Here is a 20,798-nt window from a genome sequence, read left to right as displayed (position 1 = left end):
CGCCATTTCATGTCGTGGATGTGCGATGCATCACTTTTTTCGCCCTCGCATTCCGACAATGTCAGAGATATCCGCCAGCATGGCGAAGCCGATGCTGCGTCCCGGCTCACACGGGAAAAACTAAACCGTGATATACTGCGAATTGGGAATGGAACGCGTTTCGTGCTACTATTCGTAATGCTACAAATTTCGCTGGAAGCGGCGCCAGACGAAAAACGATAAAAACGCCCGCCATAGACCGCGACGATACCCGGTCCGTCACCTGGACATCAAGGATCGCTCGCAGCGTTTAAAGAAGGGAGTGATATCATGCCAATGGTAACAGTATCGATTTCCCCGGAACAGGCAGCCCGAATGCGCGAGGCCGTGAATTGCGGCGCTTATGCATCCGGCAGCGAGGTCGTCAGGGCAGCGCTGAGATTATGGGCGGCCTCCGCCCCGTCCAGCGCCGAAGCAAAGACGTCCGCGCCCATGGAAGCAGACCGGGAACGCATGAATGTGGCGGAGCTTTACGCCGCTCACACGGGGCATGCGCGCCGGGCCTGAAGACCTCATCCGCCACCCCGCATATCGAGGGGTTTGTGATAAAAGGTTCATCAAAGCTTCATAGTCGTGAAAGCTTTTGTTGACCTGTCATCTGCAATTGTTCGCCGTAAAAGAAACGGCTCCCCGCATGGCGCGTTTAACGCCATGCAAGCGAAGGGACCGTCAATAGCGGAGAACGAAATGCAGGCCGTCACGATGGAGAACGATGTCATAAGGCGATTTGCCTCCGGACACATGTTTCCCATGGCGAAACTTGTGCTTGAAACCGCGTTTCAGCCGATCGTCGAGGCGACGACGGGCACGATTTTCGGTTATGAATCGCTGATGCGCGGCCATGACAGGCTCGGTTTTTCCAATCCCCTGGCGCTTCTCGACCAGGCAGCCGCAGATGGCGAGCTGAAAGCCTTCGAGCAGATGCTGGCGAGCCGCGCGCTGGCGAAATTTTCCACCCTGCCCGATTTTTCCTCCGCCACCCTGTTCCTCAATCTGGATGTGCGGCTGATACCGCATGGCGACGCCATTCTCGACAAGCTCGTCGGCCATCTGGCGCGGGCCGGCATTCCGGCCTCGTCCATCTGCTTTGAACTTTCCGAACGTTTCGACAATACCAGCGTGCCGGAGTTCACGGCGCTGATCGCCCGCATGCGCAAGGAAGGTTTCAAGCTGGCGATCGACGATTTCGGCGCCGGCCACGGCGAAATGAAACTTCTGTGCGACTTCCCGCTGGATTATCTGAAGATCGACCGGCATTTCATCACCGGCGTCGACCATCTTCCGCGCAAGCAGCATCTCGTCCGCAACATCGTCAACATCGCCCATGTTCTCGGCGTTCGGGTGATTGCGGAAGGTATCGAGACCGAAGCGGAATTTCTCGCCTGCCGCGAATATGGCGTCGATCTGGTGCAGGGCTGGCTGATCGCCAAGCCGACGGTCTTCACCAGCGAACTGCCGGAGAGTTTCCCGCATCTCAACCGCATGGGCGTGGCCCGGCGCAGCAGCCAGACGCTGGATGAAATCCTGATCCGCCGGGAAATCGAGCGCCTTCCGACCGTCTTCGAGCATGACAGCGTCGACAGCGTCTTCGAACTGTTCCGCAGAAACCCGCAGCAGGCGTTTTTTCCGGTTCTCAACGCCAATGGCGAACCGCGCGGCGTCATCAACGAATATCATCTCAAGGAATATATCTACCGGCCCTTCGGCCGCGACCTGCTCAAGAACAAGATCTATGAGCGCACCATTTCCCATTTCGTCGATCCCGCGCCGATCGTGGGCCTTGATGCGGATGCCGACCAGCTGATGAGCATGTTCGCCAGCATGGGCGGCAGCGCCTGCATCATCCTGACCGAAAACATGCGTTATGCCGGCATCGTCTCCGCCGCCTCGCTCATCAAGGTCATCAATGAAAAGCAGCTGAAGATGGCGCAGGACCAGAACCCGCTGACCGCGCTGCCGGGCAACCGCGCCATTGGCGGCTTCATTGCCGACAGCTGCAGCGACGGCGACGAAACGCGCTTCTTCTGCTATTGCGACTTCGACAATTTCAAACCCTTCAACGATACATACGGCTTCAACGCCGGCGACCACGCGATCACCCTGTTTTCAGCGCTGATGCGCCGTTATTTCTTCGCCGGCGACTGCTTTCTCGGCCATATTGGCGGCGACGACTTCTTCATCGGCGTGCGCGACTGGACGGTGGAGGAGCTGACGGAAATCCTCGAGCGGCTGCTCAGCGATTTTCACGACGATGTCGCCGAGCTCTATTCCGACGAGGACCGCGCCGCCGGACGCATGAAAGGGCAGGATCGCCTCGGCAACGAGCGCGACTTCGCCCTGCTGCGCTGCTCCATCGGGGTCCTTACTTTGCCGAGGGGATCGATCATCGCCAATCCCGAGCGGATCGGCAGCGAGATCGCCGGGGTAAAAGCCGCCGCGAAGGAAAATGAAGACGGCCTGGTCATCCGGGTGTTCGGCGAGACAAATTGACACTGGCGACAAAGGGCCTTCTTCCCTCACGCGCAAATCTGACCTACATCTTCAGGTGACGCCGACAAGTGAGGAGTTGTCCCTGGCCATGCCCGATACCATGACGCTGCCCGCAACGATGCGCTTCATCGACCTGCCTTCCCATGGCGGGCCGGAGGTGATGCGACTGTCCCAAGCGCCTTTGCCGATACCTGCAAAAGGCGAGATATTGGTTAGGGTCGAGGCCGCAGGCGTCAATCGCCCCGATGTCGCGCAGCGGCAGGGCACCTATCCGCCGCCGAAGGATGCAAGCCCGATCCTGGGACTTGAAATCGCCGGCGAGGTGGTTGCGCTGGGTGACGGCGTTACCGAATTCAAACCCGGCGACAGGGTCTGCGCACTCGCCAATGGCGGCGGTTACGCCGAATATTGCACCGTGCCGGCCGGGCAGGCCCTGCCCTTCCCCAAGGGTTACGATGCCGTCAAGGCGGCAGCGCTGCCGGAAACCTTCTTCACCGTCTGGGCCAATCTCTTCCAGATGGCGGGCCTGACCGAAGGCGAAAGCGTGCTCATCCACGGCGGCACCAGCGGCATCGGCACGGCGGCGATCCAGCTCGCCAAAGCCTTTGGGGCTGAGATCTATGCGACGGCCGGTTCGGCGGAGAAATGCGAGGCCTGCGTGACGCTTGGCGCCAAACGGGCGATCAACTATCGCGAAGAGGATTTCGCCGCCGTCATCAAGGCCGAAACCGGCGGCAAGGGCGTGGACATCGTCCTCGACATGATCGGCGCGGCCTATTTCGAAAAGAACCTTGCAGCCCTTGCCAAGGATGGATGCCTGTCCATCATCGCCTTTCTGGGCGGAGCGGTTGCCGAGAAGGTCAACCTCACCCCCATCATGGTCAAACGCCTCACCGTCACCGGCTCCACCATGCGCCCCCGCACGGCCGACGAAAAACGCGCCATCCGCGACGATCTTGTCGAACAGGTCTGGCCGCTCGTCGAAAACGGTCAGGTCGCACCTGTTATCAACCGGGTCTTCACGCTGGACGAGGCCGTGGAGGCCCATCGGCTGATGGAAAGCAGCAATCATATCGGCAAGATCGTGATGCGGGTGGCGTGACGTCCTGAGCGGGATCGTTGTTTTCATTGACAACACACTAAACTGTTGTCAAAAATAACAACATGAAGGCTATTCTGCTCGAAAAGACGCGCAAAGTGATCGATGAGACGGCCTTCTTCGAGGTCGTCCTGTGGCATTTGCCCGAGCCTGTTCCCGGAAGTCTCCACCCGTTCAAATATCGGCTGGCGCTGGTGATCAAAGGGGAATGCGTTCTACGTTATGACAATGAACGCGGCAAAGGCGATCATCGTCATATGGGACGGCGTGAAGACACCATCGCCTTCACCACGCTCGAAGCCCTGTTCGACGCCTTTCAGGCGGATATGGAAAGGATTTTGTCATGACCGTACTCACCGTCCGTCTCAGCACGCTCAAGGATATCAAGAACCGCTTTATTGCAGCCGGCAGTCTGGCAATGTCCGGAAAGCCGGTGGAGGCGAAACCATCCGTCGAATTTTCAAGTTATGAAGACCTGCACCGCATTCTCGCGCCGCTTCGCCTTGCCATCGTCAAGGCTCTCGCTGGACAGGGGCCGCTTTCGATCCGAGAGGTTGCCCGTCGGGTCGGGCGGGATGTGCAGGCGGTTCACCGCGATGTAACGACGCTTCTCCACGCCGGCATTATCGACCGGAACGAGGACGGCATCGTGTTCTCCTACGACCGCATTCACTTCGAATTCGACGTAACGGCCGCAGATGCGGCATAAGTGCCGGGCGTCCTCTAAAAGTAATCCCTCTTGCATTACTGACGAATCGTACTACCTTCTATGTATGTTCAACGTATCGGAAGGAGGTGATCCAATGTCTAGTGAGATTTCGGTCTCTGGTGCAGGCAATGGAAAGGGTGGTTTTGCGACGGGGCAGCCCTCGGCGTAAATAGCCTTGCCTTCGGAACGTTGAGAAACAGTCCCGGGTCTGTAAACAGGACCAAACTCATGGAAGGGTCGCCTCTAGCGGCCCTTTTCCGTTTTTGCATATTGCTTCGACTATTGGGGAAATCTGCGCCTCGAGTGCCGGTGCGGCAAGCTCGACGCTCTATATTAATCGTGGCACCTCTCTCCCGTCATGCCGGGCTTGACCCGGCATCCAGCCGTCGCGCGTCTGCGCGACGAGAGGACTCCTTTCAGCCCAAGTCCTTGGGCTGGCTGGATTCCGGCTCAAGTCCGGAACGACGGCAAGCTATGAACAGCAATGGGCGGCTGCCACCGCCGCAACCTGTCTCACTTCTTCCCGAACACCTTCCACCGCGTCGGCCTGAACCGCAGCTCCGCGCCCACGGCCACGGCGGCGTTGAGCGGCACCTCGATTTCGAGGTGATAGGGCTCGTGGCCGTTATTGGCGATATCGATTTCGGCGATGCGGGTGCCGGCAAGGCGGCGACAGGTGGTGACCTTGCCGTAAAGCGCGTCCTTCTCTTCTGTCAGCGTCACATCTTCCGGACGGAAGAAAAGCTCGCCCTCGCCAGAACCACCCTCATCGATGCCGATGCTTTCGCCCTGGAACAGCACATGGCCGTCGCGGATCGTCACTGGCAGGCTGGAGGATTCGCCGATGAAGGAGAACACGAAGGGGGAGTTGGGCGTGTCGTAGACATCGTCCGCCGTACCGACCTGCTCGATCTTGCCCTGGCTCATGACGACCACGCGGTCGGCCAGTTCCAGCGCCTCTTCCTGATCGTGGGTGACGAAGACGGTGGTGTGGCCGGTGCGGTCGTGGAATTCGCGCAGCCAGCGGCGCAACTCCTTGCGCACCTTGGCGTCCAGCGCGCCGAAGGGCTCGTCGAGCAGCAGCACCTTCGGCTCGATGGCGACGGCGCGGGCAAGCGCCACGCGCTGGCGCTGGCCGCCGGAAAGCTGGGTGGGATAACGCTTTTCAAGGCCGGAGAGATGCACCATGTCGAGAAGCTCGGACACGCGCTTGCGGATCTCCGCCTTTGGCGGGCGCTTGGCCGAAGGGCGCACCTTGAGGCCGAAGGCAATATTGTCGGCCACCGTCATATGCCGGAACAAAGCGTAGTGCTGGAACACGAAACCGACATTGCGCTCCTGCACGGTGCGGTGCGAGGCATCCTCGTCGCCGAAGAAAATCTGGCCGGTGGTCGGCTGTTCGAGGCCGGCGATCAGACGCAGCAACGTCGTCTTGCCGGAACCGGAAGGACCGAGCAGCGCGATCAGTTCGCCCGAACGGATGTCGAGCGACACGTCGTTCAGCGCCGGAAAACGATCGAACTGCTTGGTGATGCCGGAAACTTTCACTTCCATGAAGATGCCTTTCAATGCTTGCCGGCTGCGTTGCCCGCGCCAAAGCGTATTTCGAGAATGGTTTTGAGAACGAGCGTCACCAGCGCCAGACCGGCGAGCAGCGTCGCCACGGCGAATGCCGCGCCGATATTGTACTCATTATAGAGTATCTCCACATGCAGCGGCATGGTGTTGGTCTCACCGCGAATATGGCCCGACACCACCGAGACGGCGCCGAATTCGCCCATGGCGCGGGCGTTGCAGAGCAGCACGCCGTAAAGCAGGCCCCATTTGATATTCGGCAGCGTCACATACCAGAAGGTCTGCCAGCCGGAAGCGCCGAGCGAAATCGCCGCCTCCTCGTCGCCATTGCCCTGATCCTGCATCAGCGGGATCAGTTCACGCGCCACGAAGGGAAAGGTGACGAAGATGGTGGCGAGCACGATGCCCGGCACGGCAAAGAGGATTTCGATGCCGTAACTCTTCAGCCACGGACCCAGCACGCTGTGGGAGGAGAAGAGGATGACATAGACCAGGCCGGAAATGACCGGCGAGATCGAGAATGGCAGGTCGATCAGCGTTATCAGGAACGCCTTGCCCTTGAACTCGAATTTGGCGATCGCCCAGGCGGCGGCAACGCCGAAGACCACGTTGAGCGGCACCGAAATGGCGGCGACCAGCAAGGTCAGGCGAATGGCGGAGAGCGCGTCGGGCTCGACGATGGCGTCCCAGAAGGCGTCCGCGCCCTTGCGGAACGCTTCGAAGAAGACCGAGACGAGCGGCAGCACGAGGAAGGCCGCCAGAAACAGGAAAGCGAGGGCGATCAGCGCCAGCCGCGCGGAAAGGCTTTCGCTGGCGGGATCGCGGAACGGCCGGGCGGAGGTGCGGGAAGAAACGTCAGACATAACCGTACCTCTTGCGGCTCCAGGCCTGGATGAGATTGATGAGGAACAGCATGGCAAACGAGATGATCAGCATGATGGTGGCGATGCCGGTCGCGGCCGCATAATTGAACTCCTCCAGCCGGATGACGATGAGGAGCGGCGCGATTTCCGAGACGTAGGGAATATTGCCGGCGATGAAGATGACCGAACCATACTCCCCGACGCCGCGCGCAAAAGCCAAGGCAAAACCCGTGAGGATGGCGGGCGTCAGGCTCGGCAGCAGGACGCGGGTGATGGTCTGGAAACGGTTGGCGCCAAGCGTCGCCGCCACTTCCTCCACCTGCCGGTCGATCTCTTCCATGACCGGCTGCACGGTGCGGACCACGAAGGGCAGGCCGATGAAGATCAGCGCAATGACGATGCCGGTCGGCGTGAAGGCGATCTTGATGCCGAAGGGTTCGAACAGCGAACCGACCCAGCCGCGATTGGCATAAAGCGTGGTGAGCGCGATACCCGCCACCGCCGTCGGCAGGGCGAAGGGCAGATCGACGATGGCATCAACGAAACGACGGCCGGGAAAGCGGTAACGCGTCAGAACCCAGGCGACGATGACGCCGAAAACGGCGTTGACCAGCGCGGCAATGAAGGCTGTGCCGAAACTGACCCGCAGCGCATTCAGCGTGCGGCTATCGGTGGCGATCGCAATGAAATCTGCAAAACCAAGTTTCGCCGTGGACCAGACAAGGCCGCCAAGCGGAATAAGAATGATGAGAAACAGATAGGTGACGGTGTAACCAAACGTCAGGCCGAAGCCGGGTATGACGCTCGACTGCCGCCATTTCCACCTGTTTCCGGATATATTATTGCTCATCAAGGCTCCGGATAATCTTTAGTTTCGGCGCATTTCCAGACAGAAAACCGGGGTCCGCTTTTCCTGGAAATGCCCTCTGGGAGCCGGTGTTCCCCGGCGTTAATTATAAAGTATCGACCGGCACGGCGTCCGGTCGATGAATTTCCGATTGTCTTGTCCCTTGGGACGGGGTGATCCGTATTTCACCCCATCATCCGCTTACTTTGCGGGCTTGTAAATCTGGTCGAAGATGCCGCCGTCACCGAAATGTTCCGGCTGCGCCTTGGCCCAACCGCCGAAGATCGGGTCGTCGATGGTGACGAGCTTGATGTCCGGCAGCTGCTTGAGCAGGTCCTTGGAGACCACGGCGGGATTTGACGGACGGTAGAAGTGTTTCGCCGCGATATTCTGGCCCTCGTCGGAATAGAGATATTGCAGATAGGCTTCCGCCGCCTTGCGGGTGCCCTTGGCGTCGACATTGGCGTCAACCACGGCGACCGGCGGTTCGGCAAGGATCGAGATCGGCGGCACGACGATATCGAAGGCATCGGCGCCGAATTCCTGGCCGGCGAGATAGGCTTCGTTTTCCCAGGCCAGCAGCACGTCGCCGATCTGGCGTTGTGCGAAGGTGACCGTGGAGCCGCGGGCGCCGGTATCGAGAACCGGGGCACGTTTGTAAAGTTCGCCAACATAGGCCTTGATCTTGTCCTGGTCGCCCTTGAACTCTTCATTCGCCCAGGCCCAGGCGGCAAGGTAGTTCCAGCGTGCGCCGCCCGATGTCTTCGGGTTTGGCGTAACGATCTGGATATCGCCCTTCACCAGGTCGCCCCAGTTGTGGATGCCCTTGGGGTTGCCCTTGCGCACCAGGAAAACGATGGTCGAGGTGTAAGGCGAGGAATTGTGCGGCAGACGGCTGCGCCAGTCCTTGTTGATCTTGCCGGAATTTTCGACGATGGCGTCGATGTCGCTCTGCAGCGCCAGCGTCACCACATCCGCTTCCAGACCGTCGATGACCGAGCGCGCCTGCTTGCCGGAGCCGCCATGCGACTGCTGGATGGTAACGTCCTCGCCGGTGTCGGCCTTCCACTTCTTGGCGAAGGCCTCGTTGAAATCCTTGTAGAGTTCACGGGTCGGATCATAGGACACATTGAGAAGCTTGGTCTGCGCAACTGCTGAACCCACGCCCCCCAATGTCAAAGAAAGGCCGAGAGCGACAGCGCTCAAACCGGACAGAAACTTGGACATCGGTATTCCCTCCTGATTGCGATGGCTTAACTCTACCGGTTGAGTAGAGTTGGTCAATGAGGCCGAATACGATCGAAAAAGTGTTTCCCGAGAGCGTTTTCCCGGGCAACAAATACAGCGCAGCATAAGCGAAAGGCGCAACAAGCGTCGTGTAAAACTTTGCTGAATGCAAAACCGTTTCACATTTTTGCCGATTTTTTGCCTCGATCACGAAAAATATTACGGGGTTTTAGACGATTTTTTCGTTTGGAATGGCATGAGGCAAGTGGACCATGACAATCTCCTCATCTGTCATTCCGGCCTTGAGCCGGAATCCAGCCAGCCCAAGTCCTTGGGCTGAAAGGAGTCGTCTCGCCGCGCAGACGCGCGTCGGCTGGATTCCGGCTCAGGGCCGGAATGACGGACAGGTTGAGGGCCTCGTTGCAAACTCTCGACAGCGAAACGTGAAAAAAGATGAGTGTCAGGCCGTCAAAAGCTCCGGCACTTCGACACCGGCCACCGCATCGGCGATGGTGGTGTTGAAGAGGATGTTGCGCGTCGCATCGGCCACGCGGGCAAAGACGTGGCGGATCTCGCACTGCTTTTCGCCGTCGCAATCCTCGCAGCGGCGATAGGCCGTCTGTGACAGGCAGGGCAAGGGCGCGAGCGGGCCGTCTATGAGGCGCAGCACCTCACCGAAGGTGATGTCCGAAGCCGGGCGCGCCAGAAGATAGCCGCCCTGCTTGCCCCGCCGGCTTTCGACCAGGCGTTCCCTCTTCATTTCGAGCAGGATCTGTTCCAGGAATTTTTTCGGAATGGCCTGTTCGCGGGCAATGTCGGAAATCTGCACGGGACAGGCCCCGTCAGTCTTAGCCAGCGAAAGGAGCGCCCTCAGCGCGTATTTTGCCTTCTGCGAAATCATCGTAAAACCAATAGACCACAAGCCCGGGAACCCGGCAATTCCGGATTAGCGCAGAAGTTGTCACAATTCAAATCCAAGCTGCAAAGAAGGTGAACGGGTATCTTTTGCTCATACTACGCGCGCGTGAGGCATTTTTGCTCTCAAGTGCAGCGCACAAAGACTGTCATTTCTGTTCGCAAGGCCGCGTTTCAACGATAATCGGCCATGGAAATCCCGGACGTGACAATGACCATCAATTCAGCAAATGCCTCTGCCGATGCCGCTTCCCTCGACGCCACGCTTGCCGGGCTCGATCTGGCGGGTCGGCTTTCGTTTATCGCCGGCCTTGGCGGGCGGGCGGTCTTCACCACCAGCCTCGGCATCGAGGATCAGGTCATCACCGCCGCCATCGGCACGCACCGGTTGCCGATCGATGTCGTGACGCTGGAAACCGGCCGACTGTTCAAGGAAACCGTCGACCTCATCGATGAAACCGAAGAGCGCTTCGGCATCGACATACGCCGCTTCCGCCCCGAACAGGACGATATCGACGCCTATGCCGAACAATACGGCCTCAACGGCTTTTACGAAAGCGTCGAAGCACGTCACGCCTGCTGTCATGTCAGAAAGCTGATCCCGCTCGGCAAGGCGCTGGACGGCGCCGCCTTCTGGATCACCGGGCTGCGCCGCGGCCAGTCGGGCAACCGCGCCACGACGCCCTTCGCCGAATTCGACGCCGAGCGCAATCTCATCAAAATCAATCCCCTGGCTGACTGGGATATCGACCTTATCCGGGCGCATGTCGCTGCGGAAAACATTCCCGTCAATCCGTTGCATCAGCGCGGTTACCCGTCCATCGGCTGCGAGCCGTGTACGCGCGCCATCAAGCCCGGCGAGCCTGAGCGCGCCGGACGATGGTGGTGGGAAAATGACGAGAAGCGCGAATGCGGTCTTCACGTCGCCGGTGCGGAGCAGACATCCGCCATTTCCGCCATCCCGCAACGATAATCATTCAGTACATCTCCCGGAGTTCACAATGTCCAACGCAGTCCACGAGACGGACAGCAAGAATACTGTCGCATCCAAGCCGCCGCTCGATCCGCATCTGAAGGCGCTTGAAAACGAAGCCATTCACATCTTCCGCGAAGTCGCCGCCGAGTTCGACAAGCCCGTGATGCTCTATTCCATCGGCAAGGATTCGTCCGTGCTGCTGCACCTGGCGCGCAAGGCGTTTTTTCCCGGGCGCATTCCCTTCCCGCTGCTGCATGTCAATACCGGCTGGAAGTTCAAGGAAATGATCGAATTCCGCGACAATATCGTCAAGGAATACGATCTCGACCTGATTTCCTACACCAACCCGCGCGGTGCGGCGGAAAACGTGACGCCCTTCACCCATGGTTCGGCGCTTTATACCGACATCATGAAGACGGAAGCGCTGCGCCAGGCGCTCGACGCCGGCCAGTTCGACGCGGCCTTCGGCGGGGCGCGCCGTGACGAGGAAGCGAGCCGCGCCAAGGAGCGCATCTATTCCTTCCGCACCCCGGACCATAAATGGGACCCGCGCAACCAGCGCCCGGAACTGTGGAACATCTATAACGGCATGGTCCGCAAGGGCGAAAGCGTGCGCGCCTTCCCGCTCTCCAACTGGACCGAAGTCGATATCTGGCGCTACATCGAGGCGGAAAACATTCCGCTGGTGCCGCTCTATTACGCCGCCGAGCGCCCCTATATCGAGCGCGACGGCATGATGATCCTCGCCGAGGACGAGCGGCTGGAGCTGTTGCCCGGCGAAGAGATCAAGCACGGCTCGATCCGCTTCCGCACGCTTGGCTGCTTCCCGCTGACCGGCGCGATCCGTTCCGAGGCGGCAACGCTTCAGGAGGTCATCGCCGAGCTGGAAATCGCCACCGTTTCCGAACGGCAGGGCCGCGCGATTGACCGCGACCAGTCCGGCTCCATGGAGAAAAAGAAGCGCGAGGGCTATTTCTGATGAGCGCTGCCGCCGCCAACACCCCCTCCTCCGCCACCATTCTGCCGTTTGCCGAACATTCGAAGGCGACGCGCGACACGCGTCCGCTGCGCCTCATCACCTGCGGCAGCGTGGATGACGGCAAGTCTACCCTGATCGGCCGCCTCCTCTGGGACACCAAGGCCGTCAAGGAAGACCAGGCCGCCACCCTGCATCGCGACAGCGGCAAGCAGAACGATCTCGGCCTGCCCGATTTCGCGCTGCTGCTCGACGGTCTTCAGGCGGAGCGCGAACAGGGCATCACCATCGATGTCGCTTACCGCTACTTCGCCACCGACCGGCGCGCCTTCATCGTGGCCGACACGCCCGGCCACGAGCAATATACCCGCAACATGGCGACCGGTGCGTCGACCGCCGATCTTGCCGTGCTGCTTGTCGATGCGCGCACCGGCATTCTGGAGCAGACCCGCCGTCACGCCACCATCGCCGCGCTGATGGGCATCCGGCAATTCGTGCTGGCGGTCAACAAGATCGACCTGACCCATTACGACAAGGCCGGTTTCGAGCTGATCGCCCACGAATTCCGCGATTTCGCCTCCAATCTCGGCATCAAGCAGATCATCGCCATTCCGATGTCGGCGCTGAAGGGGGAAAACGTCGTTCTCTCCGGCAAGGCCTCCATGCCGTGGTATGAAGGCCCGACGCTGGTGGAGACGCTGGAGCTTGCCACGGTGCGCTCCGCGCAGTCCGGCGGCTTCCGCCTGCCCGTACAGCGCGTGTCGCGTCCGGGTGAAAGTTTCCGCGGTTATCAGGGCACGGTTGCCGGCGGTTCGGTGAAGCCGGGCGACAGCGTCGTGGTCCTGCCATCGGGCATGGTCGCCAATGTCAAGCAGATCGTCACCTTCGATCTGGTGCGCAACGCCGCCGTGGCGGGTGATGCCGTGACGCTCGTTTTCGACCGTCAGGTGGACGTGTCGCGCGGCGACATGATCGTCTCCATCGAGGCGCAGCCGCAGACGGGCCTTGCCTTCGACGCCCAGATCGTGGCGTTGCAGCCGGGCGGCATCGAGGCCGGCAAGCGCTATTGGCTGAAAAGCGGCAGCCGCCGCCAGCGCGTCAGCGTCCAGCCCGTCAGCCAGCTCAACCTGAAGGAAGGCGAGTGGCAGGCGCATGAGACATCGCTGCCGATGAACGCCATCGGCAAGGTGCGGCTTTCCTTTGACGAGACGGCGATCTTCGACGCCTATGAGCAGAACCGGGCAACCGGCTCCTTCATCCTGATCGACCCCGACACCAACAATACGGTGGCGGGCGGCATGATCGCCGGCAAGCGCAACACGGGCGCGACGGAAGAAAAGGGCGACCGGGTCATTCTCTCGCTGCCCGCCGGTCTGGCGGAGAAACTGCTGGCGAGCGAACTGCTGGCCAGGCACCGCGACGAGATCGACATCCGCCGCACGGATGTCGCGACCGCCTCGCGGCTGATCGGCGATCTCGATTGAGACGGCGCGCATGAATGACAAAAGGCGACCGCTGGGCGGTCGCCTTTTTGGTTTGGGCCTGTCTCAGGCGTGGCTTAGAATACGAACATATAAAGCAGAATGATCACGAAGATCGGAACGCCCATAGCCCACAATGCAATACCCTTCAGCATGTTATCCTCCATTGTTGTCTGGTGGGATAACGGTTGAGACGGCTTTCCGATCCATCGCATCCCTGATTTTTACGGGTTGTTTCTCGGTCCTGAGCAAAGCCGTTTGTTCATTTGTCGTTCATGCGCAAAAGGCGAATTTGCGCGCGGTTGCTCCGCCAAGCGACCCAACAGAGGCTCGTTGTTCGACAGAACAGCGGGCCTCTTTTTTGATCGCGATAAGTTGATCGTCGCGATACCCCTGAAATCCAGGGTCAAGGGCAGTGACGGGTAACTTCTTAGGTTGTGGATCAGGATTGGCGCTTCTAAGAAATGCGTGTCGCGCGTCCCCTGAAACAAGGCCGCGACATCGAGGCCTGGCGCTTGGCGGAGCGACGGGCCTCTTTTGTTCGGGCGCCCAATGGCGGCAAAAACCCGCCAAAGCGAATATCTTCGGTTTGGCGCGCCGGCTTTACATCCGCGAGCGAATGTAGAAATAAGCACCCCATCCTAAAACAGATACTAATATAAGAGCGACCATTACTAGCGTCAGGATCAGAAAGACTTTTTCGTTCCAGTCGTTATCCAACGATGACCCCCATATTTTGGGGGCTGTTTACAATTTTCCAGAGTAATATTCCACCAATCCAGGCTTGTATACTCCAATCAATGCTGACGTGTAACTTCAGCCGAAGTAAACGATCGAAACGGAGTTGCGGCACAGGCGCGGCATGCATGCCTGTGCCGCTCAGGCCAGATCAGGCCAGCTCAGGCGGATCTGTGCGTGAAGGCCGGGCATGACCGCCAAGGCGATCCCCATTGCGAAATGGGGCACCACGAATAGGCGAAAGGCGCGACCGGACGCCGATCCTGTACAGGCCACCGGCTTTTCGAGGCTCGCGGTCCAGGAATTTGAGCGTATTTATTCGACGTCGGCGCCGATTTTCAGGCAGCCGGCGAATGCATTCCAACCGGTCCGGGTCTTGATCGGTCCGGTTTCGGTCCGAGACTTTGATTTAGGGATTGTCAGGAAATATCGGGATAGTTGCAAGCCGCTGTGTTGATTGGGCTTTCAGCTGGTCGGAGTGAGAGGATTCGAACCTCCGACCCCCACGTCCCGAACGTGGTGCGCTACCAGACTGCGCTACACTCCGTGACCAGCGGCGCTTCTATAGACCAGCCTCCGGCATTCGACAAGCGGCTTATTGCATTTTTTATGACAAGTTTTTTCCATCCGGTGCAACGGCCCCGCCAGTCGCCCGCGACACGGGCCGCAAGGCCACAAAACGTTACAAAAAAGCAATTGTGGCAGGAAATTTTCATCGATCCGCACACCTCCCCTGCCCGTCGCCGCCAAATCTGCTAGGGGAACGGAATGACCGGCGGAAGGCCGGACACGGCACAAAGGACATTTCACCATGCTATTTCGCAGCGTAACGCTTGCAGCGTTTGCCATTGCGCTCTCGGCCTGCACTACCTCCACGGGCGGCTCCACCCCCTCCTTCACCCAGAAGAGCGCCGTTGAAACCCGCTGGGTCGGCCAGTCGGCAGGCATTTTCTTCGCAAAATTCGGCCCGCCGCTGAGCGACACGGAGAGCGGCAGCTCGACCGTCTACAATTGGCGCGGCGGTTACAAGAAGGCCACCATTCCCGCCAGGTTCGAAGAGGGCAAGGACGGCAAGAAGGGCCGGCAGATTTCGCCCGCCCGCAGCGCCTCGCTCTCCTGCACCGTGCAGCTGACCGTTTCCAGCAACTATACCATTACCGCCGTGCGCACGGTCTCCGACCGCCCCGGCGTCAACGGCCCCAGCTACTGCGCGGAATTCCTCGCCGCAAACTGAGCCTTCGGCCCGCAACCAAACCGACAAGGCCCGCCCGAACCGGCGGGCCTTTTCACTTTTTCGGGATTATCGTCATTTTCCTGAAATTTTTTTTGGCTAAAAACAGGCTATCCACACCCATGCGCATCGCAAGGGGCGGACCAATGGCATTTTTGCGATATCCGGCCAGCAGGACGCTTTCAACCGTTTGAAAGTGTCAGATGGTCCGCACAACCTCAAAAATGACGATCGGCAAAATCGTAAAAATCGCCGTTGCGACCATATGTCCCGGCAAAACCCATGCAAAAGCGCTTGAACTGGAGTGAATTACTCCGGGTTGTGCCGGTTTGCGCTTTGCTATAACGGGGCTGGCGGGAGGAGTGTTTTTAACACAGAACAAGAATCAGGTATGGCCGTGACTCCAATCGATCAAGACAAATCCCAGCTCACTGATCTTTCCCAGGAAACTCCCCTTTCCCACGCGCTTCCCATGAACCGCCGACAGGTTCTGGGCGGGGCGCTCGCCGGGATCGCCGCAGCGGCGCTGCCCTCCTCTCCGCTTCTCGCCAGCACGGCCGCCAAGAAGGTCGACGTGCTTTTGATCGGCGGCGGCATTATGAGCGCGACGCTCGGCGTGTGGCTGCGCGAACTCGAACCCAGCTGGTCGATGCAGATGCTGGAGCGGCTGGATGGCGTGGCGCTTGAAAGCTCGAACGGCTGGAACAATGCCGGCACCGGCCACTCGGCGCTTGCCGAGCTCAACTACACGCCGGAAGACGACAACGGCAACATCAAGATCAGCCAGGCGATCAACATCAACGAATCCTTCCAGATTTCCCGGCAGTTCTGGGCCTGGCAGGTGCGCAACGGCGTCTTGAAGAACCCGCGCTCCTTCATCAACCACACGCCGCATATGAGCTTCGTCTGGGGCGACGAGAACGTCACCTATCTGGAAAAGCGCTATCAGGCGCTGAAGGCCAGCCCGCTTTTTGCCGGCATGGAATTCTCCACCGATCCCGAGCAGATCAAGAAGTGGGTGCCGCTGATGATGGAAGGCCGCGATCCTTCCCAGAAGATCGGCGCGACCTGGTCGCCGCTCGGCACCGACATGGAATTCGGCGAAATCACCCGGCAATTCGTATCGCATCTGCAGAGCGACCAGAATTTCGACCTGCAGGTCAATAGCGAGGTGTCCGACATCCAGCGCAATGCCGACGGCAGCTGGCGCGTGACCTACACCAATACGAAAACCGACGCCGAACAGGTGGTGGACGCGAAATTCGTCTTCATCGGCGCCGGCGGCGGCGCGCTGCATCTGCTGCAGATGTCCGGCATTCCGGAAGGTGACGATTATGCCGGCTTCCCGGTGGGCGGCTCGTTCCTCATCAACGAGAACCCCGACGTGACGATGCAGCATCTGGCCAAGGCCTATGGCAAGGCCTCGGTCGGCTCGCCGCCCATGTCGGTGCCGCATCTCGACACCCGCGTACTGGGCGGCAAGCGCGTCATCCTGTTCGGACCTTTCGCCACCTTCTCCACCAAGTTCCTGAAGGAAGGCTCCTATTTCGATCTCGTCTCCTCCGTCACCACCAGCAATGCCTGGCCGATGGTGCGCGTGGGCATCGACGAATATCCGCTGGTGGAATATCTCGCCGGCCAGCTGATGATGTCGGATGACGACCGTTTCGCCGCGCTGAAGGAATATTTCCCGAATGCCAAGCAGGGCGAATGGCGCCTGTGGCAGGCCGGCCAGCGCGTGCAGATCATCAAGCGCGACGCGGAAAAGGGCGGCGTGCTGCGGCTCGGCACCGAGGTCGTCGCCGCCAAGGATGGCAGCATCGCCGGCCTGCTCGGCGCTTCGCCGGGTGCTTCCACGGCAGCACCGATCATGCTGAGCGTCCTGGAAAAGGTGTTCAAGGACAAGGTGGCGACGCCGGAATGGCAGGCCAAGATCCGCCAGATCGTGCCGAGCTACGGCACCAAGCTCAATGACGATCCGGAAAAGGTGCGTGAGGAATGGGCCTACACCGCCGAACACCTGCAGCTGCCCACGCCGCCGCAGATCGATCTTGATGCGCTGAAGGGCGCCGGTGCGGCGCCTGCGGGTGCGCCGGTGAAGAAGGTGCCGGATATCGCGCTTTAAGGCTTGGTTGCGATTTAAGATTGGACGCCGCGTGTCTCTGGATGCGCGGCGTTTTTGTTGATGCACACCTTTCCCGCACTCATCCTCGGGCTTGACCCGAGAATGGCGGAGGACAGGTTTTCGCGCTTAACGGTATGCTGGGTTATAGCGTGGCGTGGCAAGCCGACCATCATCGGATATACCGCCCGCGAAATATCTGGCCTCCAAATCTACCCGGTGGTAATAATTCCCACCAACTGCTCGTGGAGGCATGACATGGCCAATGTTGAAAAGATCAGCGTTTCGATGACGCCCCAGCACGCCGAAATCTTGCGTGACGCCGTGGAAAGCGGTGCTTATGCCAGCAGCAGCGAAGTCATCCGCGAAGCGATGCGAGACTGGTCGGCAAAATGGGTTCAGCGACGCGACGACATCGCCAAGCTGCGCGCGTTGTGGACTGAGGGCAAGGCCAGCGGCAATTCAACCGAAGTGGATTTCGACGAGGCGCTCAATGAAGCGCGTGCGGAACTGGCTTCGTTGAAAAATCGTGACCACTAAGCTTGTCTGGACGCCCCGTGCACGCAGTGACGTAAAGAAAATCTATATCGATATCGGCAAATCACAGCCCCTTGCCGCAGAGCGATTTTTCGCTCGGTTCCGCGCCAAAGCGGAGCGCTTGGTCGACCATCCTCACCTTGGCGAGCGCCACCCGGAAATTTTTCGCTCTGCCCACATGCTCGTTGAGGCACCTTATGTCATTCTCTACGAAACCGTGCCGGATACCGATGGCGGCGAAATATATTCCGTGGAAATCGTTCGCGTGATCGATGGTCGGCGCGACCTGCGAGCGTTGTTCTGACTTTGAAATAGATGGCTGGGGCGCCAGGATTCGAACCTGGGAATGCCGGTACCAAAAACCGGTGCCTTACCGCTTGGCGACGCCCCAACAGGGCAGTGAAAGCGAAACGCCGCTGCCCGAACCGCGCCTGATTATCAAAGCCTGCCCGACGCGGCAATGACCCGGCGCGCAATTTTTTCACAAAATCCAAGCTTTTTGGGTGCCCGGCCGCGGGTGGTCATGATAGGGCTTGGCGATTGTGCGGCGGGTGCCGCAGGCAATGGCGGCATGGCATTCATTCAGGAGGTCTCGATGGCGGACCCGGCATTCGATCTCGATTTCCAGCCGGCTTACGGCAAGGCGGTTCCCGTCGCCCCGCTCATCCAGCGCATCACCGTCAACAACCCTTCCGCCTTCACCTTCCATGGCACCAACTCCTATATCGTCGGCGACCGTTCCGTTGCCGTCATCGATCCCGGCCCGGAGGATGAGGCGCATTTTCAGGCGCTGCTGGCGGCGCTGAAGGGCCGCGAGGTGACGCATATCTTCGTCAGCCACACCCACCGCGATCATTCGCCGCTGGCCCGGCGGCTGAAGCAGGCGACCGGGGCGCTGACGGTGGCGGAAGGCCCGCACCGCGCCGCCCGGCCGCTGCATGCGGGCGAGACAAACCCCTTTGCCGAGAGTTCCGACACGGCTTTTGTCCCCGATATCGCGCTTGGCGACGGCCAGGGCCTGTCCGGCGACGGCTGGGCGCTTACCGCGCTGCATACGCCGGGGCACACCGCCAATCACGCAGCCTTTGCGCTGGACGGCAGCGGCATCGTCTTTTCCGCCGATCACGTCATGGCCTGGGCCACCACCATCGTCGCGCCGCCGGATGGGGCGATGAGCGATTACATGGCCTCGCTGGAGCGGCTGCTCACCCGCGACGACCGGCTGTTCCTGCCCGGCCACGGCGGCCCGGTCACCGATCCCGCCGCTTTCATGCGGGGCTTGCGCGCCCACCGCCGCATGCGGGAAAAGGCGGTTCTGAAGCGGATCAAGGAAGGCGACAGGCAGATTGCCGACATGGTGAAGGTGATCTATGCCAGCACCGACAAGCGCCTGCACGGCGCGGCCGCCCTTTCCGTGCTGGCCCATATCGAGGACCTGATCGAAAAGGGCGAAGTGCGGACGGAGGGGGCGCCTTCGCTCTCGGGCGAATATTTTCCGGCCTGATGGCGGCTTTTGACGCGCGAATTCTCAAAGAGGGTTTCGTCTCTCGCTACCCCGCTCGTGCGCCATCAAGACGGCGCGTCGCGTCAGCGACACCTCAATTGTCGTTCAGCCCCTGCATTTCCGCATCCAGCGCATCGAGATAGGCCTCGGCAATCGCCGCGCCCATGCCGAGATCATGCGGGCCGTAACGGGAGGCGACGCGCACGTCGACGATGGTGGTTTCCGCCTCTTCCTTCAGGCGGATGAGGATATCGAAACGCAGGCCCCAGATGCGCGTACGGGTTTCGCCCTGCATCAGCACCACGCCGCTGCCGTTAAAGAAGGTGGGCTGCGGTGCGTCTGCCGGCCGTGCCGTCGGCACCGGCACGATGGAGGGCAGATCCTCCACTGGATCCTCCTCGGCGGGCGGCGTCTTGTCCTGTTCGGGAACACCGGCCGCCGGTGCCTCCTCGGCGCCGATCACGCCTCTGGTATGGGTGATGCGGATCGTCTGGGCAGCCGCCATTTTTTTGGCGGCGGCATAGATGCGGTCGATCGCCCCTTCATAACGGCGGCCGGCAAGGCTCGCATAGGCCTCCATCTGGGCATCGCGGTCGGCTTTGGTGACGACCGCGGGCCGCACCAGCCATTGCTGGTTGGCGGCAGGCGTCACCAGCCAGTCCGGCACATCCGTCAGATCGGTGGAAATGTCGTAGATCTTCGGCTGCTGCCAATAAAAAAAGGCCGCGTATCCGACGACGCCAAGCGGCAGCGCCGAAAAAAGCAGGGCGGCCAGCGCCGAAAGGCCGCCGCGCGCGCCTTTGGTCCACAGTCGTTCGAGGCCGATCAGCGCCAGAAGCACGGCCACCAGAGCGATGCCGGCGGCGATGATGAGCAGCCCGACAAGGTCGGGCATCGTCAGCGGCCCGAAACGGTGGATGCCGGCGGCAATGAGAAACAGCGCAAGCGCCGCAAAGCCCAGATAGCGGGAAAGATAGGCTGCAACCGAAAAAGGCCGGACGAAACGCACAGTCATGGAAGCGGATATCCGTTAGATCGCATTGGCTAAAAAGCGTTGCACCCGAATTCTCGCAGGGAATCACCTTGCATATGATGTCATAAACCGGATTTGCGGCGAGGAAAACAAAAGAGGCGGATCCGATCTGCCTGCCAGGGTCTCGGGAGGGCACAAACGTCGCCCCGCATGCCGGACCGGATCCCGCATCCAGCCATGGCGCACCCGTGCCGCAAGGCATGATTTTCCGGCGATCACGGACTTGTCCGCACCGGCTGTGGATTTGCGGCGGGTGACGAGTCGGACGCCGGACACCATCACGGTACAACCGCCAGCATCGCTTTCACTGCCGCGAGCGGCCCCGTGACGAGATGACAGAAAATTTTTCCGAATTCCCCAGACTTTAGAGAAGAATCCCCCGGCAATGCCCCAAATACGCACGTTCATCCCTTAATTGCTGAGGAAATCGGCGTAT

General features: G+C 60.3%; 19 protein-coding genes and 2 tRNA genes. 13 read left to right on the top strand and 8 right to left on the bottom strand.

Annotated elements, in window-relative coordinates:
* Window positions 1–309: 309 nt before the first annotated feature.
* From ACI2KA_RS08055 to ACI2KA_RS08035, 5 genes are all read left to right on the top strand, one after another.
* Window positions 310–546 carry a type II toxin-antitoxin system ParD family antitoxin gene (locus ACI2KA_RS08055; protein ID WP_404500866.1) on the top strand — a complete coding sequence of 79 codons (237 nt, stop codon included), beginning with the start codon at window positions 310–312 and terminating at the stop codon, window positions 544–546.
* Window positions 547–726: 180 nt separating this feature from the next.
* Window positions 727–2,529, top strand: coding sequence for a GGDEF domain-containing protein (locus tag ACI2KA_RS08050; RefSeq protein WP_404500864.1), 1,803 nt, complete (start codon window positions 727–729; stop codon window positions 2,527–2,529).
* A gap of 88 nt (window positions 2,530–2,617) precedes the next feature.
* Window positions 2,618–3,631: an NAD(P)H-quinone oxidoreductase gene (locus ACI2KA_RS08045; protein WP_404500862.1), complete on the top strand. Its 1,014-nt coding sequence runs from the start codon at window positions 2,618–2,620 to the stop codon at window positions 3,629–3,631.
* 62 nt (window positions 3,632–3,693) lie between these two features.
* Complete coding sequence (locus tag ACI2KA_RS08040; protein WP_404500860.1) at window positions 3,694–3,975, top strand: DUF6516 family protein; 282 nt, start codon at window positions 3,694–3,696, stop codon at window positions 3,973–3,975.
* On the top strand, window positions 3,972–4,337 hold the full coding sequence (locus tag ACI2KA_RS08035; protein WP_404500858.1) for a helix-turn-helix domain-containing protein: 366 nt from the start codon (window positions 3,972–3,974) through the stop codon (window positions 4,335–4,337). The genes ACI2KA_RS08040 and ACI2KA_RS08035 overlap by 4 nt, the downstream gene beginning before the upstream one ends.
* 513 nt (window positions 4,338–4,850) lie before the next feature.
* Here ACI2KA_RS08035 and ACI2KA_RS08030 read toward each other — a convergent pair.
* The 5 genes from ACI2KA_RS08030 to ACI2KA_RS08010 form a co-directional block, all read right to left on the bottom strand.
* Entirely contained in the window at window positions 4,851–5,891 is a 1,041-nt protein-coding gene (locus ACI2KA_RS08030) for a sulfate/molybdate ABC transporter ATP-binding protein (RefSeq protein ID WP_404500856.1), read from the bottom strand.
* 11 nt (window positions 5,892–5,902) lie between these two features.
* The gene (cysW, locus tag ACI2KA_RS08025; RefSeq protein ID WP_404500854.1) at window positions 5,903–6,775 is read right to left on the bottom strand and encodes a sulfate ABC transporter permease subunit CysW; all 873 of its coding nucleotides are present in this window, start codon (window positions 6,773–6,775) and stop codon (window positions 5,903–5,905) included.
* The gene (gene cysT, locus ACI2KA_RS08020) at window positions 6,768–7,625 is read right to left on the bottom strand and encodes a sulfate ABC transporter permease subunit CysT (RefSeq protein WP_404500852.1); all 858 of its coding nucleotides are present in this window, start codon (window positions 7,623–7,625) and stop codon (window positions 6,768–6,770) included. The genes cysW and cysT overlap by 8 nt, the downstream gene beginning before the upstream one ends.
* A 198-nt stretch (window positions 7,626–7,823) precedes the next feature.
* Window positions 7,824–8,849 carry a sulfate ABC transporter substrate-binding protein gene (locus ACI2KA_RS08015; protein WP_404500850.1) on the bottom strand — a complete coding sequence of 342 codons (1,026 nt, stop codon included), beginning with the start codon at window positions 8,847–8,849 and terminating at the stop codon, window positions 7,824–7,826.
* 460 nt (window positions 8,850–9,309) lie between these two features.
* Window positions 9,310–9,750, bottom strand: coding sequence for an RrF2 family transcriptional regulator (locus tag ACI2KA_RS08010; protein ID WP_404500848.1), 441 nt, complete (start codon window positions 9,748–9,750; stop codon window positions 9,310–9,312).
* Window positions 9,751–9,954: 204 nt separating this feature from the next.
* Between ACI2KA_RS08010 and ACI2KA_RS08005 the strand changes: the two genes are divergently transcribed.
* From ACI2KA_RS08005 to cysN, 3 genes are read left to right on the top strand one after another with little or no spacing between them, the layout of a single operon-like run.
* On the top strand, window positions 9,955–10,737 hold the full coding sequence (locus ACI2KA_RS08005) for a phosphoadenylyl-sulfate reductase (RefSeq protein WP_404500847.1): 783 nt from the start codon (window positions 9,955–9,957) through the stop codon (window positions 10,735–10,737).
* A gap of 28 nt (window positions 10,738–10,765) precedes the next feature.
* Window positions 10,766–11,719, top strand: a complete 954-nt coding sequence (gene cysD / locus ACI2KA_RS08000; RefSeq protein ID WP_404500845.1) for a sulfate adenylyltransferase subunit CysD — start codon at window positions 10,766–10,768, stop codon at window positions 11,717–11,719.
* On the top strand, window positions 11,719–13,200 hold the full coding sequence (gene cysN / locus ACI2KA_RS07995; RefSeq protein ID WP_404500843.1) for a sulfate adenylyltransferase subunit CysN: 1,482 nt from the start codon (window positions 11,719–11,721) through the stop codon (window positions 13,198–13,200). The genes cysD and cysN overlap by 1 nt, the downstream gene beginning before the upstream one ends.
* Window positions 13,201–14,405: 1,205 nt before the next feature.
* Here the strand turns inward: cysN and ACI2KA_RS07990 are convergent.
* Window positions 14,406–14,482, bottom strand: a tRNA-Pro gene (locus ACI2KA_RS07990).
* A gap of 264 nt (window positions 14,483–14,746) precedes the next feature.
* Between ACI2KA_RS07990 and ACI2KA_RS07985 the strand changes: the two genes are divergently transcribed.
* The 4 genes from ACI2KA_RS07985 (at window position 14,747) to ACI2KA_RS07970 (ending at window position 18,129) form a co-directional block, all read left to right on the top strand.
* Window positions 14,747–15,169, top strand: a complete 423-nt coding sequence (locus ACI2KA_RS07985; RefSeq protein WP_404500841.1) for a hypothetical protein — start codon at window positions 14,747–14,749, stop codon at window positions 15,167–15,169.
* Window positions 15,170–15,557: 388 nt separating this feature from the next.
* On the top strand, window positions 15,558–17,291 hold the full coding sequence (mqo, locus tag ACI2KA_RS07980; RefSeq protein WP_404500839.1) for a malate dehydrogenase (quinone): 1,734 nt from the start codon (window positions 15,558–15,560) through the stop codon (window positions 17,289–17,291).
* Window positions 17,292–17,546: 255 nt separating this feature from the next.
* Window positions 17,547–17,828: a type II toxin-antitoxin system ParD family antitoxin gene (locus ACI2KA_RS07975; protein ID WP_072494062.1), complete on the top strand. Its 282-nt coding sequence runs from the start codon at window positions 17,547–17,549 to the stop codon at window positions 17,826–17,828.
* Complete coding sequence (locus tag ACI2KA_RS07970) at window positions 17,818–18,129, top strand: type II toxin-antitoxin system RelE/ParE family toxin (RefSeq protein WP_404500837.1); 312 nt, start codon at window positions 17,818–17,820, stop codon at window positions 18,127–18,129. The genes ACI2KA_RS07975 and ACI2KA_RS07970 overlap by 11 nt, the downstream gene beginning before the upstream one ends.
* A 12-nt stretch (window positions 18,130–18,141) precedes the next feature.
* Here ACI2KA_RS07970 and ACI2KA_RS07965 read toward each other — a convergent pair.
* Window positions 18,142–18,216: transfer RNA gene (locus ACI2KA_RS07965), tRNA-Gln, on the bottom strand.
* A gap of 204 nt (window positions 18,217–18,420) precedes the next feature.
* Here ACI2KA_RS07965 and ACI2KA_RS07960 point away from each other — a divergent pair.
* Window positions 18,421–19,329, top strand: coding sequence for an MBL fold metallo-hydrolase (locus tag ACI2KA_RS07960; RefSeq protein WP_404500835.1), 909 nt, complete (start codon window positions 18,421–18,423; stop codon window positions 19,327–19,329).
* Between the two features lie 94 nt (window positions 19,330–19,423).
* On the opposite strand, the gene ACI2KA_RS07955 is transcribed toward ACI2KA_RS07960, so the two are convergent.
* Window positions 19,424–20,344: a DUF1499 domain-containing protein gene (locus ACI2KA_RS07955; RefSeq protein ID WP_404500833.1), complete on the bottom strand. Its 921-nt coding sequence runs from the start codon at window positions 20,342–20,344 to the stop codon at window positions 19,424–19,426.
* Between the last annotated feature and the right edge of the window lie 454 nt (window positions 20,345–20,798).

Origin of the sequence: Agrobacterium sp. NPDC089420, from assembly GCF_044900305.1 — a bacterium.
Taxonomy (GTDB): domain Bacteria; phylum Pseudomonadota; class Alphaproteobacteria; order Rhizobiales; family Rhizobiaceae; genus Agrobacterium.
This window is presented reverse-complemented; position numbering and strand designations above follow the sequence as displayed.